Below are 13,419 nucleotides of genomic sequence, written 5' to 3'. Positions count from 1 at the left end.
GCGGCGGCGAGACGCATCCTAGGCGAATACGACGGTCCGGCCGCCGTATTTTGTCAAAATGACGAGATGGCAATCGGCGTGTATCAAGCGTTAAAGGATACGCCGTACCGGATCGGCGAACATCTGCATGTGGTGGGCTTCGATCATATCGAGATCTCCGATTATTTGCAGCCGCGATTGGCCACGGTCGATTATTCGGAGCGCCGCTGGGGCGCGCTTGCCGCAGAGCAGCTTATTAAGCTGATCGCATGCGAAGGCGCGGAGCATGAGCGCGTCTACGTATCTCTGATCGAAGGCGAGTCGGTCGGGCGCATCGAATAAACGACGAGCAAAGAGAGGGGGCTGTCACTTTGACAGCCCCTTTTTTTGAATTAAGGGGGAATATAAGTTTGCTATCGTGTCGGCTTGGTTATGGCGCTCTCAGATGCAGATTAGTTTGTGCTGTTTACGCAATAATTGAGCGAAAATACACAATGATGGTGAGGTAAGAGCCGTTCCTTCGTATATTTGTACATATATACATAAATATTGGTTCAGAGGGGGCCCGAACGACGATTTGAAGCGAGAATTTGTGTATTTTCGTACAAATCGCTGTACAGGGGCCCAATATGGTTCGGAAATTAGGGAGTAATGCACAAATGTGCAGAGATGCCGATGTTTGGGCCTTGCCATGTGCAAACGAATCCCTCTGAACGATATCCCGTCGACTCAGACAAGGTTGCATATTCATTTTCATGTATAGATTCATGTATAGAGGGGCTAGAGGGGTTACTGATACACGCATGCAGGGATACTCCAAACGTATGCGAAAACCCCGTTATGTTCATGCTATTTGGCGACACATGAACGCAAAGCACCGTCAGGGATTTGTCCCTGACGGTTTTTCTCATATGAGTTATTATTGAATTGGATCGAAGTTCGCCAGTTGAGCCTCGACTTCGGCGATAACCTTGTCGATGCCGGCTTTCTTGAGGTCTGCTCTGTATTCTTCAACGGCAGTTTTTGGATCTTTGCTCGTTTTGCCGAGCATCAGCTGCATGCCGAGCTGCATGTTGACGTTCGAGATCGCCGCCAGCTCCGTCGTAACCTTGGACGGATCGAAGCTGAAGCCGACGTACGGATCGTTGATGGCCACTTTATCCCACTCTTCGTAGAGCGATTTGCGGACAGGGTTCTCGGAATCCATCGGCAGGTTGTACTCGTCTGTACGCAGCGACCAAGCCGCGAAGCCGCCGCCGTCTTTCTCTTGGTTGAAGCTCTCCGGCGTCTTTTTCACGCCGTCGACGATCTCGTATTGACGGCCTTCGATGCCGTATTGGATCAGGTTGTAGTAGCTCGGGTCGGTCATGAACTTCTCGATAGCCATGAGGGCGCGCTCCGGATTGCCGGAGTTCGTGCTGATGACCGTCGAGTTTTCGACGCCGATCTTTCTTTTGATCTTGCCATTCGCTTCCGCGAACGTGTAGAAGTACGGATCGGCTTCCGGTTGAGCCTTTTTGTCGGCGCCGTATTTGCCGATCCAGTCCTGCGCGTGCGTCAGATAACCCGCGGAGTTGGCTGCCTGGAAGTTCGTGTTCGCGCCGACTTGCGAGGACAGAATGTCCTTCGGCCAGTAGCCTTTATCGGACCACTCGCGCATTTTGACTGCCCATGCCTCGAATTCCGGCGTAAAGGCCGGGTGGAACACTTTCTTGAAGCTTTCCGGGCTTTCCGTCACAAGGTTCAGCTCGGAGAACGAAATGCCCGGCGCGTTCAGCCACTTGCCCGTCGTGTCGACCAGCATGCGGAACATGTTCTGTGCATCCGCCGCGTTGCCGTTGATCGGCGCATACGATTCGTTCGCCAGGACGTTGTCCATGTATTTCTCCATGTCTTCGATGGAAGCGATTTTCTCCATGCCGTATTTCTTGAGCAGGTCGGAACGGTATGCGTAACCGGAAGGCGTATATTCGCTGTACATGGAAGGCACGCCGTAGATGCGGCCGTTAACCATAGTGCCTTTCCACGCGGCTTCCGAAATCGCGGCTTTCAGCTTCGGCGCGACCTTGTCCAGCATGTCCGTGATATCGACCAGCGCGTCCTGCGACGCGAGCGTATAGTAGGAAACCTGGGCGCCCGGGGACGCGTGGGACATGTCGAACTTCTCGCCGGAAGCGAAGAGCAGCGGATATTTCGTCGCGATATCGCCCCAGTCGATGTATTTCACTTCGATGGTTGCGTTAATGTCCGCTTTCAGCTTTTTGTTGATTTCGGCCAAAATATCCTTGTTGGCGACCCCTTCTCCGCCCCACAGGTAATAAACGAGCTTCGCTTCCTTGGAGGTGTCCACCCCGCTCGACTCCGTGCCTGCCGTACTGGTTGGCGTCTTCCCGTTATTGGATCCAGTATTCGTCGGTTCATTTCCATTCGAGGACGAGCACGCCCCCAGCAAGCTCATCGACATTGTGGCTGCAAGAGCCACTCCTAACAGCTTTTTCCCTTTCATCTTGAAAACCTCCCCTTGGTAAATGAACGAATCCGTGAAGCCCTATATAATAAACGGTCCTTGGGCCGTCTATTAACGAAAATGATCTTACCCTTTTACCGCGCCGATCGTCAGACCGGTGATGAAGTACCGCTGCAAGAACGGATAAAGCAGAATGATCGGGCCTGTGGCGAGCACGGCCGTCGCCATCTTGATGGACTGCGAAGGCAGATCCGCCGTGTCGATGACGGCGCCTTGGTTAATGAGTGCCTGGATGTTCGTCTGGTTAATCATTCGCTGCAGGAAGTATTGAAGCGGGAACTTATCGGGCGATTGAATGTACAACATGCCGTTATACCATTCGTTCCAAAAGCCCAGCGCCGTGAACAAACCGACGGTAGCCAGCGACGGGACGGCGAGCGGCAGGAACACCTGCCAATAGATTCGGAAGTCGCCCGCGCCGTCTATCGTAGCCGATTCGTAGAGCGAATCGGGTATAGCCTTCATAAAGTTCCGCATTAGAAAGATCGACCAAGCGCCGACGATGCCGGGCAAAATCATCGCGTACAAGCTGTCCTTGAGGTCCAGGTATTTGACCATCAGAATATAGGTCGGGATCAGTCCGCCGCCGAACAACGTCGTGAAATAAATCATGAACGAGAAGAAGTTCCGGTATTTGAAGTCCTTCCGGTTGAGCACGAAGCCCGCCATCGACATCATGAACAGTCCGAACAGCGTGCCGACGACCGTGATGAAGATGGTGACGCCGTAGGCTTTGGTCAACGCCGTGGAATTGTTGAGCATCATGTCGTAGGCCTTGAACGAAATCTCTTTCGGGAACAGCTTGTAGCCTTCCTGAAGAATTTCGCGTTCGTTCATGAACGAAGAAGAAATCATCAAAACGAACGGGAAGAGGCAAGCCAAGGCGAATGCGGTAATGCTGAAGTAGCTGATCGCCTTGATCGCGAGTGTGCCGCGGTCCTGCTTGATTTTGGCTGAAGTCATGATTTTCGCCTCCATTTTAGAATAATGCGCTGTCCGGCTCGACCTTCCGCACGATGTAGTTGACGAATAGGACCAGGAGCAGGCCGAATGCCGATTGGTAGAAGCCGACCGCCGCACCCATCGAGAAGTTGAATTGGCCGACCAAGCTGCGGAATACGAAAGTATCGATAATATCGGTCTGCGGATACAGCACCGAGTTGTTGCCGATCAGGTTGTAGAAGAGGTCGAACGAGCCTTTCATGATGCCGCCGAGCCCGAAGAGCAGCAGCAGGATAAACGTCGGCTTGAGCATCGGGAGCGTCATGTAGCGGATGCGCTGCCAGTTGCTCGCCCCGTCCATGTACGCGGCCTCGTACAGATCGTTATTAATGCCGGTTATGGCGGCCAGGTAGACGATCATGCCGTAGCCGGTCATGCTCCAGATTTTAAAGGCGACGATGATGTACTTCCAGATTCCCGGATCCGAATAAAATTCGTAACGTTCAAGTCCCGCCTGAACAAGCAGCGTATTGATAAAGCCGGAGTTGAAGTTCAGCATGTTGTAGGCAAACACGCCGACGATAACCATCGAGATGAAGTGCGGCAGCAGAATGATCGATTGGGAAATTTTTTTGAACCATTTCCCGGCCACCTCAGTGAGCATGATCGCGAATACGACCTGAATGACGTTGCCGAGCGCCAGGAATACGAAATTGTAGAGGAGCGTGTTTTTCGTGATGTTCCAAAGATCGCCGGTCTGAATCAGAAACTTGAAGTTATCCAGCCCGAGAAATCGGCTTCCGAAAATCCCTTTGCTAATATTGAAGTCGACGAAGGCGACGTAAGCGCCCGGCATAACCAGATAATGAAAGATGATGAAGTACAGAATAACGGGCAGAAGCATGAGGAAAAGAATTTTATTCTTCATGACTTCGCGCGCGATATTGCCGCATTGAAGCTTTAGACTGGTTAGGACGCGCATGATTACCAACTCCTTGATCATGGATAGAAACCGTTCGGTCGACCGATTGGCAACGTTTTCAATAAGGATGGGGTTACTGTTGGAGACCCTTTCATAAAAAGGCTGACAATACGTTTGGACCTCCTTTATGAAGCATTGCAAGAATGGGTTGGAGCACGTATGAGCATTTTCACAGTACATCATCGAAACGTTTATATTTCGGATAAAAAAACGGTTGGAACAGAAAATTAGTCATGGATTCGTTTTGGGTAATCGCTTTCATTGGAATGAAAACGCTTCTCCTAGAATATATCATCACTCTTTTTGATTGTAAACCCTAATTTTTTGTTGACAAGACCACGTTGAATGCGTTTACAATAAGAAATATAAATGAATTGAAACGTTTAACTTGCATTGGGCGAAGCGAACAACCGTATATCTTTCGCGGAAAAATACGGTTTTTAAGTTGGAGAGTAAGAAATTGAAACGTTTCGCAATAATATTTAACGACAACAAGAGAAGGGGGATGGGGAATGTTGTGGTAAGCATCAAGGATATTGCCAAACACGCAGGCGTTTCGATTTCCACCGTATCCTATGCATTAAACGGGAATTCGAAAGTAACGGAAGAAACAAGCAAAAAAATATTGGCTGTCGCCAAGGAATTAAATTATGTGCCGAACGCGGCTGCGCGTACGCTCAAGAAACGTGAAACCCGAATCATCGGCGCGTTTCTTACGACCTTTGAGGGAGCTTTTTACGGCGAGCTGCTGCAGGGCATGAAGGAGGAACTGAACAAACGCGGGTATGACCTTGTCATCTGCAGCGGCACGCAGTCGCATCGCATGCTGCCGGAGGGCATGCTCGACGGCGCGATCGTCCTCGACAAACGATTCTCCGATGAGGAATTGATCCTGCATGCGAACCGCGGGCACAAGCTCGTTGTGCTCGACCGTGAGCTAAGCCACAATAACATCGTGCAGGTTTTGCTAGACAATAAGGCCGGAGCGACGTTCGCGATGGAATATTTGATCCGCCAGGGGCACAAGAAGCTGTACGCGTTGACGGGGCCCGAGGGCTCGTTTGATTCGGAACAACGTCTCGCGGCCGCGCGCCAGACCGTGGAGCGCGGCGATCCGGAGCTGGATTACTGCGAGCTTCCAGGCAATTTTGACAAAGCGAGCGGCACCGCCGCGGCAAAGCGAATCGCGTCCGAATACGACGGACCGGTCGGCGTCTTTTGCCTGAACGACGAGATGGCGATCGGCATGTACCATGGCTTAAAGGATACGCCGTACCACATAGGCGAGCATGTTCATGTGGTGGGCTTCGACCATATCGATATTGCCGACTTTTTGCAGCCCCGTCTGACGTCGATCGACTACTCCGAGCGTCGCTGGGGCTCCGTCGCCGCGGAGCAGCTCATCCGGCTGATCGAAGGCAGCGGCGCGGAGCACGAGCGCATCTACGTCTCGCTGGTGGAAGGCGAGTCGGTGGGGCAGGTTTAGTAACGGTGATTAACTGTGCATAGGTGAAACTGCGGGCAATTGTCCGGAAATAAATACGATCAAAATAAGAGCTCTCATTTCCGTTTGCAGGCTGGCGATGATCCATTGTAGCTCCATTTACAGCTTTGCACACTATGAATCGCAGTCTCGTGTGAAACCTTATTGGGGCAAATCTGGTTACTTGGAGTGGTGCAGCACGCATATAAAGTTTGCGCCGTCCGTTAGAATTCGAAAATCGACGATATCCCTGAAGTAATGACATCTCTGTCCGTTAGAGCGGATAAATGTTGGGCCAGTGCTTGGGGTGTCTCATGCTTTATATCACATGAGTCATTAGCAGGAAAGGGGACGTCGAGGTTATTAGCAAAATGCGCGGGGGACGAGGATTCCGTCAAGAAGCTTGTGTAAGTGTGTAGAGTGACGCTCTTAGGGACGAGCTGGCCGTACGTTACGGCCTGACCCAATTGCGGGAAAAGTTCCCCTTATTTCATCCCAAATCTGCAGAAAAGCAAAAATAAGGGGATTTCTGCCCTCTGATTTGCCATCAGCCTGGATTCTACAGCTTTTTGAGAAGAAATAGAGGGAGCTAATCCCTCTGTTTCTTCTTCGCAACCACAATCCAACGAATTAGAGGGAGTTTTTCCCTTTGTTTTCAATAGCTCAGCTGATGCCCTACTTCCGGACAAGCCCAACTAGGGCGATCCTTCTACGAGATGATCATCTCTCCGAACCGCTCGCCTCCCGCCGCGCGCCCCCCGGAGCGCAGTGCCATCGCGGCACGCGGTGTTCGCTCACACGTCGGCGGTCAAATCTCGTTCCATGGCAGCAGCACCCGAACATCATATTGCAGCATATCCTCAATATCGGATATGCGCAGCAGCAGTCGGTCCATTTCCGTATAGTGAACGGGATATTCCGCCAGGGCAGTATATCGTTCTACATAGGTTCTCAAAGAAGGCATATGAATGCCGATCACGTCAGGATCATCCTTATGCCGCACGTAAACGTGATCCGGAACGGCGACGGCCAGTGTGTCTGCATCCAACACATCGGAAGCATAAGCTTCAAACGGCGCATCCAGCCGAATATATAAGGTCTGCCCCCAATCCGTTCCTCTCATCTCCGTAAGCATAACCCATACTGGCAACTGATGCCCGGAGTCCCCGTCTCTCTCATATAATACATGCAACTTTCCAATCTCCATTCCAGAGGACCCTCCCTATACCGTCTATCCCTGTTCACAAGACATCCCTGCTATACTTCTATCCCTAATCACAAGACATCCCTGCTATACTTCTATCCCTATTCACAAGACTCCCTCCTATATCGTCACTTCCCTATTCACCAGACTTCCCTCCCTATATCTGCCCATCTTACCTCGCTGTATTCTTCAGCTTCTTCCGCGCGGTTTGTCTGGCTAGCTGTGCAAGAAGCCGTTCTGCCGCTTCCGGATGATCGTAGCCGCATACTTTCGCCGACAGCGAAGCCAGCTTGGCGCGCAGATTGCGGTCCGAGTGCTCCTGTCGCATACGTGCCGCCATTCGTTCCAGCCGGGTCTCCGCGAAGGAGAGCGGCACCCCGAACGCGCCTGCGATCAACCGGGGAAAGTGAGGCTGGTGCCTGAGATGCTCAAGCTCTTTCAGGATGTGGTAGGGTATTGCGCTATAAAGCTGGAAGTGCGCCGCTTGCGATTCTTGCAGATGGACAAAAGCCGGCGGCAATTGGCGCTGATCCCCAGAATGAAGGGCCGGATGAGCAAGCTCGTGAAAAAACGCGAGTCTCTGATCCGCCTGATCCAAGTGAATATTCAGGAAAATCATGAAAAACCCTTCTTCGTCGAAGATTACCTTTGTACTCCCCTGCGTGTAGGCGAGATGTGACCCGAACAGCGTGGCGATATGATCCAGATCATCCAGATCCCCCGGGTAATGAATGCCGTTCTTCTCATAGACAGATCCGATCCAAAGCTCCAAATCCGTCGGGCGATACAGCTCGAAATCCAGTTCTTCCATAATGCTCCTCCTACTTATAAGAATGTATGTTCGTATGTATGACCAAAAATAAAACCCGCATGGGGTTCTGATGCTAGTCTTGGTTGTTGTAAGGTTGCCCTTCCTTGCGGCGCTTCTCTTTGAATGCGCGAAACATCTCGAGCTCGCGCTTCAGGTGTTCCGCTTCCTCCTCGTCCATTTCCTCCGGCGGTCCGCCGAGAAAGGCGAGATAGACAGGAGCCAAACCCTCCTCCTGGGAGGACTGGATGGGAGTCTTCGCTTCGGGGTCATCCGTAAGTCCCAGCAAATAATCGGCATTTGTCTGCAGTGCGTCCACCAGCGAAGATAATGTTTCTAGCGGCGGGACGCTTCGCCCTTGCTCGTAATTGCTGATCGCGGCCTTGGTCAGGTCAATTTGTCGCGCGAGCTGCTCTTGCGTTAGTTTATGAAGCTTTCTGCGTTCCGTTAACCGATCGGCTCTGAACAAGGGGATCTCTCCTTCTTAGGATGACAAAAATCTTGCGGAAACAAAGTACAAGTATATTGTACATGATGCAGCTGAAAAAGCAATAAAAAACAAGATTCTTGTACTTTTTGATTGACTTAGCGATCATTTGTTCGTACCATAAAGCTATAAGTACAAGTATCTTGTACTTTTGGTGTTCGAGTCTATATTGTTTTTTACCTTAAGGGGGGACCTACATGAACGGAAAAACCGCGATGACTTATTTGGCCAAGCCTACAACGGATGAGAAGAAGCAGGCGCAGCGCTTGCTTCGCAATTATATGGAACTAAAGAGGGTCGTGGAGGATTACAAGGAGCATGAAGAATTGATTAAAACGACGCTATATGAGAGCGAAAGGACGCGCAGACTGGACGGCGAGGATTTGTACGGCAATCGGACGGCCAACGCCGTCCAGGTCGCGCATAATCAGAAGCTGGCGGCGGAGGAATGCGAGTTGGTCAGCGGAGCGATCGAGCGGGCGGTTGGGATGATTCGGGACGATGAGGCCCGGCAGGCGGTCACGCTTCGTTATTTAAAGGGACACTCGTATTCGGAGACGCTCTACTATATGAGACGCGGCGAAAAAAGCTCAACGCTGGACCGACGCTTAAACGACGGCGTTTCTTCCGTTGCAAGTACATTGAAGCTCTGGGGGCTGCTGGCGTGGGAAGGAAAGGCTTGAACGCGATGGGCTGCGGCAAAAGTCGACAGCATTCACCGAAAAAAGGTATAATACGGATGGCATTAACAATTTATTATCGGTGGTGAGTGTTATTCTTTATTTAGCAGCGTTTCTGCTGTCTTTTCTTGTCGTGTATATTCTTATTCCGCCTTTCAGCAAGCTGGCCTTCAAGCTCGATTTTGTGGACAAGCCCCGTAAGGACGTCGAACGCAAGCTGCACCGGGAACCCATTCCGCTAACCGCGAGTTATGCGATATTTATAGGATTTTTTGCCGCGTATTTGGCTGTCTCCAGAGAAATTACATGGGAGACCGGCGCGCTGTTCGCAGGCGGTATTTTGCTGCTGGCCATCGGAACGTTGGACGATTGGTACAAGACCAAGGGCAAGGATTTCCCGGCTCTGCCGAAGTTGATCGTACAGTTGTCGGCGGCCGTGCTTGTCTACGTTTCCGGCAACGTGTTCACGGGATTCTATAATCCGTTCTCCGGCGACTACATCGTATTGCCCGTCATCCTGCAGTTCGTCCTGACGATCCTCTGGATTTTCGGCGTGACGACAGTCATCAATTTCTCGGATGGGCTGGACGGACTGGCGGGAGGGCTTTCGGCCATCTCCGCCGCCACGCTGTTTATTGTAGCTTTGACGATGGGCCAGTCCAATTCGGCCATTATGGCGATTATATTGGTAGGGGTTACGCTAGCTTATCTCAAATATAACAAACCTCCCGCCAAAGTTTTTATGGGAGACGCCGGCGCGACGTTCCTGGGCTTCCTGCTGGCTGTGATCGCGCTCGACGGCGCGTTTAAGCAAGCAACGGTTTTGTCGTTATTCATCCCCATTCTGGCGCTTGGCGTGCCGATCTTCGACAACCTGTTCGTTGTCGTCAAGCGGTTTATGCAAGGCAAGCCGATGTACCAGGCGGACGCCAGCCAAGCCCACTACCGACTGCTGCGCGCGGGACTCAATCACAAGCAGGCGCTGATGGTACTCATGCTGCTAAGCACATGCTTAGGTTTATCTTCTATTATTTTGATGCTGGTGCAAGTATAGTTTGAACTTATATTCTCTTAAGTAAGCTCCTTCGCGGACCCGTCCGTTGAAGGGGCTTTTTTGTTGTGTCGTGGTCCTAAGGGGCAAAGTGGGGGTAACTTGGGGAGCACTCGGGGCGATTCCCGTGATAAGATTTAGTTGTCGAAATGCGAACTAACGTTCTTGTTTCGAGGTAAGAGAAAGGAGGTTGGGAATTGTTGCACAATACGGAATCCCATTGGACGACAGGCACAAAGGAGGCGGTGCGCGGTGGCTGTAACCGCCAATAGCGTAAGGACGGGCATGATCGCGATGCTGGCGGCCAAGCTCCCCGCATACGACGTAATCGGCGACATGTCGGCCAGCGTCGATGCCATGCAACTGCTGGTCGAGCTGCCAGCCGTGTCGCAGACGGCGATGCTTGGCAACATGTGCAGCCGAACATTCGGCTTCGCCATCCATTATTCGGATGGAGGAGGCGGCGCGGCCGAACTGCACGGAGTGGCGGAGCAATTGTACGAAGCGCTGGATCAAGTGGACTTGGGCGGCGTGCGTTATCGAACGGCGAATATGCGTCACGAGGTCGCGGAAGGGAAGCTGGCTTTCCGCTTCGAGATGGTGATGCGGCTGCGGCGATCCGAGCAGGGGCTTCCCAAGATGGGCGCGTTGGAACAGGAGGCGGGCGTCAAATGACAAAAACGACGGCCAAGGAGGAGCCCAGATTCACGAAAGCGCAGTTGCTGCGCGGACGCGGCTGGAGCTCCAGAGAACGAGAACAGCTCGCTGCCTTGCTGAAGGACGAAGAGTCGTACACGGTTCAGCAGGCGAAGCGGCTAAACCAAACTTTTACGAATAGGAGAGTGGAGTAACATGACCGGAGGAAATTGGACGGTAACGAACAAAACAAGACCAGGCGTATACGTAAACTTCAAAAATGCGCCGCAGCCGCTGGGAGCGGTTGGCGAAAGGGGCGTGGCTACCTTGCCGGCGATTTTGCCGTGGGGGGCATCCAAGCAACTGATCGCGATCGAAGCGGGCGAGAACACGATGGACAAGCTCGGCTACCCGGTGTCGGCGCCGGAGCTGCTGCTGGTGCGCGAGACGCTAAAGCGGGCGAAGACGCTCCTGCTGTATCGCGTAAATGAGGGCGTAAAGGCTACGGCGACAGCCGGCGAGCTGGTGGCGACCGCGCGATACGGCGGCGTTCGAGGCAACGACATTACAATTGTTGTCGAGACGAATGTGGACAACGCAGCGTTGTTCGACGTCAGAACGTTAGTGGCTGGCGTGGAGCTGGATGCGCAGACGGTGGCAGACATTGCGGGGCTGCAGGATAATGCTTGGGTGACGTGGAATGCGACCGGCGACTTGGCGGTCAGCGCGGGCATTCCGCTTGCAGGCGGTTCGAACGGCACGGCTGCCGCTCAAGATTATTCGGATTATCTGGACGCGGTTGAAACGCAGCAGTTCCAGACGATGGCTCTGCCGTCGACCGACACAGATCTGAAGGCCGTATTCGTTGCCTTCGTTAACGGGCTTCGGAACAATGAGGGACGCAAAGCGACGCTTGTTCTGGAGAACTATCCCGGTGCCGACAGCGAGGGCGTCATCAGCGTCAAAAACGGCGTCGTTCTGGAGAATGGCGCCGCGTTGACGGCGGCACAAGCGACGGCATGGGTGGCGGGAGCATCGGCAGCGGCCGGCGTGAACGAATCGCTCACTTACGCTTCGTACGACGGCGCGGTGGACGCGTCCCCGCGTTACACGCATACGCAGACAACGACGGCTTTGCAGAACGGTGAGTTCTTGTTCACGCAGGATGGCGGAAGAGCGTTCGTCGAGCAGGATATTAATACATTTACTTCGTTCGCGCCAGACAAAGGACGCGCCTTCTCAAAGAACCGCGTCATTCGCGCGCTGGATGCCATCAATAACGATCTGTCCGGATTGTTCAGCAACTATTATATTGGCAAAATCTCCAACGATGCCAATGGCCGGGAGCTGTTCAAGAACGAATGCGTCAACTATTTGACGAATCTGGTCAATTTGGGCGCTCTTCAGAACTTCGACCCCGGAGCCGACGTAATCGTGCAGCCGATCGAAGGGCAGACTGACGGCGTATTGGTCGAGCTGCGCGTGCAGCCGGTGGATGCCGTCGAAAAAATCTATATTTCCGTGGAGGTAGTCTAATATGGCCTATATGAATGTAGAAGATACGATTAGTGGCAAGCAAGCGAAGGCGATTATAAAGATCGGCAAACAGCAGGAGGAATTGTTCTACGCCAAGACGGGCGAAGCGACGATCGAGAAGACAAAAGCGGACGTGCCGATGCTCGGCAAAACGTCTATCGGCAAAAAAACGATGGGCTGGACGGGAACCGGCACGCTGACGATTTATTATGTCACATCCAAATTCCGCCAGCTTATGGAGGAATACGCCACGAAAGGCACTGACTTTTATTTCGAACTTATGATCGTGAACGAGGACCCGGCTTCCCGCACGGGCAAGCAGGCGGTCACGCTGAAGCGCTGCAACCTGGACAGCGTGCTTCTGGCGAAGTTCGACGCGGCCGGAGAGGACACGTTGGAGGAGGAACTTCCGTTCACCTTCGAGGACTTCACGATTAACACACCTTTCACGGCGCTGTAGACATCCCTAGCAACGACAAATTAAAGGAGGCTATTGTAGATGAGCACACTGCAACAATTTTTGAATCGGCATCCCGTGGACAATCTGACGGAGGAGGTCGTCATCTCCGACCGGTTCCGTGATGATGAGGGCCAGTTAATGAAGTTCACGATCCGCGCCATGAGCGCAGACGATATGGCTTCCTACCAGAAGCGGGCGATGAAGATCAACCCCAAGAGCAAGGACCGCAAGGTGGAGATCGACTCCGGCGCTATTACGAAAGCGATCGTGGTGAACCACACGGTGAACCCGAGCTTCAAGGATGCGGAGAGCATTCGCGAGCTTGGCTGCTTCGATGCGGACAGCTACCTGCAGAAGGTGCTGCTGGCCGGCGAGATCGAGGAGCTGGCGAAGGAGATTCAGCGCATCTCGGGTTATAACACGAACTTCGAGGAGCTCGTCGACGAAGCAAAAAACTAATTCGCGAGGGCGACAGCGACGCGAACTACGCGTACTACGCCCTCATGAAATTCCATATGACGCCGCGCGAATACATGGGTCAGACTCGAGAGGAGAAGGCGTTTATGATCGCCTGCATCCAGGAGCGGATCGCCGAGGAGAAGAAGCAGGCGGCGCGACGGAAGTAAGGAGAAAATTCAGAGCGG

General features: G+C 52.8%; 16 protein-coding genes. 10 read left to right on the top strand and 6 right to left on the bottom strand.

What is annotated here, in order from left to right; genetic code table 11:
* On the top strand, positions 1–321 hold a 321-nt coding region (locus tag PAT3040_RS39185), incomplete at its 5' end, for a substrate-binding domain-containing protein (RefSeq protein ID WP_258235239.1).
* Positions 322–898: 577 nt separating this feature from the next.
* Here PAT3040_RS39185 and PAT3040_RS30645 read toward each other — a convergent pair.
* The 3 genes from PAT3040_RS30645 to PAT3040_RS30635 all read right to left on the bottom strand — a co-directional run bounded on the left by PAT3040_RS30645 (position 899) and on the right by PAT3040_RS30635 (position 4,430).
* The gene (locus PAT3040_RS30645) at positions 899–2,485 is read right to left on the bottom strand and encodes a DUF3502 domain-containing protein (RefSeq protein ID WP_108995661.1); all 1,587 of its coding nucleotides are present in this window, start codon (positions 2,483–2,485) and stop codon (positions 899–901) included.
* Positions 2,486–2,572: 87 nt separating this feature from the next.
* Entirely contained in the window at positions 2,573–3,469 is an 897-nt protein-coding gene (locus tag PAT3040_RS30640) for a carbohydrate ABC transporter permease (protein ID WP_087571656.1), read from the bottom strand.
* 16 nt (positions 3,470–3,485) lie between these two features.
* Complete coding sequence (locus PAT3040_RS30635) at positions 3,486–4,430, bottom strand: ABC transporter permease (protein WP_214626672.1); 945 nt, start codon at positions 4,428–4,430, stop codon at positions 3,486–3,488.
* A gap of 517 nt (positions 4,431–4,947) precedes the next feature.
* On the opposite strand from PAT3040_RS30635, the gene PAT3040_RS30630 reads away from it, so the two are divergent.
* On the top strand, positions 4,948–5,916 hold the full coding sequence (locus PAT3040_RS30630; protein ID WP_108995681.1) for a LacI family DNA-binding transcriptional regulator: 969 nt from the start codon (positions 4,948–4,950) through the stop codon (positions 5,914–5,916).
* An 805-nt stretch (positions 5,917–6,721) separates the two neighbouring features.
* Here the strand turns inward: PAT3040_RS30630 and PAT3040_RS30625 are convergent.
* The 3 genes from PAT3040_RS30625 to PAT3040_RS30615 all read right to left on the bottom strand — a co-directional run bounded on the left by PAT3040_RS30625 (position 6,722) and on the right by PAT3040_RS30615 (position 8,394).
* Positions 6,722–7,120 (bottom strand): hypothetical protein, encoded by a 399-nt coding sequence (locus PAT3040_RS30625; protein WP_108995659.1) that lies wholly within the window; start codon positions 7,118–7,120, stop codon positions 6,722–6,724.
* Between the two features lie 169 nt (positions 7,121–7,289).
* Positions 7,290–7,928, bottom strand: a complete 639-nt coding sequence (locus PAT3040_RS30620; RefSeq protein WP_108995658.1) for an ImmA/IrrE family metallo-endopeptidase — start codon at positions 7,926–7,928, stop codon at positions 7,290–7,292.
* A gap of 73 nt (positions 7,929–8,001) precedes the next feature.
* On the bottom strand, positions 8,002–8,394 hold the full coding sequence (locus tag PAT3040_RS30615) for a helix-turn-helix domain-containing protein (RefSeq protein ID WP_181376941.1): 393 nt from the start codon (positions 8,392–8,394) through the stop codon (positions 8,002–8,004).
* Between the two features lie 215 nt (positions 8,395–8,609).
* Here PAT3040_RS30615 and PAT3040_RS30610 point away from each other — a divergent pair, with 215 nt between their 5' ends.
* The 8 genes from PAT3040_RS30610 (at position 8,610) to PAT3040_RS39180 (ending at position 13,401) form a co-directional block, all read left to right on the top strand.
* Entirely contained in the window at positions 8,610–9,095 is a 486-nt protein-coding gene (locus tag PAT3040_RS30610; RefSeq protein ID WP_108995656.1) for a hypothetical protein, read from the top strand.
* 82 nt (positions 9,096–9,177) lie between these two features.
* Positions 9,178–10,146 (top strand): MraY family glycosyltransferase, encoded by a 969-nt coding sequence (locus tag PAT3040_RS30605; RefSeq protein ID WP_258235244.1) that lies wholly within the window; start codon positions 9,178–9,180, stop codon positions 10,144–10,146.
* 249 nt (positions 10,147–10,395) lie between these two features.
* A complete protein-coding gene (locus PAT3040_RS30600; RefSeq protein WP_108995655.1) occupies positions 10,396–10,818 on the top strand; it encodes a phage tail terminator family protein in 423 nt (140 codons plus the stop codon).
* Positions 10,815–10,994, top strand: a complete 180-nt coding sequence (locus PAT3040_RS30595; protein ID WP_108995654.1) for a hypothetical protein — start codon at positions 10,815–10,817, stop codon at positions 10,992–10,994. Before PAT3040_RS30600 ends, PAT3040_RS30595 begins: the two co-directional genes overlap by 4 nt.
* 1 nt (position 10,995) lies before the next feature.
* Complete coding sequence (locus PAT3040_RS30590; RefSeq protein ID WP_108995653.1) at positions 10,996–12,315, top strand: phage tail sheath family protein; 1,320 nt, start codon at positions 10,996–10,998, stop codon at positions 12,313–12,315.
* Between the two features lies 1 nt (position 12,316).
* Complete coding sequence (locus PAT3040_RS30585; protein ID WP_108995652.1) at positions 12,317–12,775, top strand: phage tail tube protein; 459 nt, start codon at positions 12,317–12,319, stop codon at positions 12,773–12,775.
* A 39-nt stretch (positions 12,776–12,814) separates the two neighbouring features.
* A complete protein-coding gene (locus tag PAT3040_RS30580; RefSeq protein WP_108995651.1) occupies positions 12,815–13,234 on the top strand; it encodes a phage tail assembly chaperone in 420 nt (139 codons plus the stop codon).
* 44 nt (positions 13,235–13,278) lie between these two features.
* Complete coding sequence (locus PAT3040_RS39180) at positions 13,279–13,401, top strand: hypothetical protein (RefSeq protein WP_256976036.1); 123 nt, start codon at positions 13,279–13,281, stop codon at positions 13,399–13,401.
* Positions 13,402–13,419 lie beyond the last annotated feature (18 nt).

The sequence above is a fragment of the Paenibacillus agaridevorans genome, from assembly GCF_003112455.1.
GTDB classification, from domain to species: Bacteria; Bacillota; Bacilli; order Paenibacillales; family Paenibacillaceae; genus Pristimantibacillus; species Pristimantibacillus agaridevorans.
The sequence above is the reverse complement of the archived record's forward strand: the minus strand, read 5'-3'. Positions and strand labels throughout refer to the sequence as shown.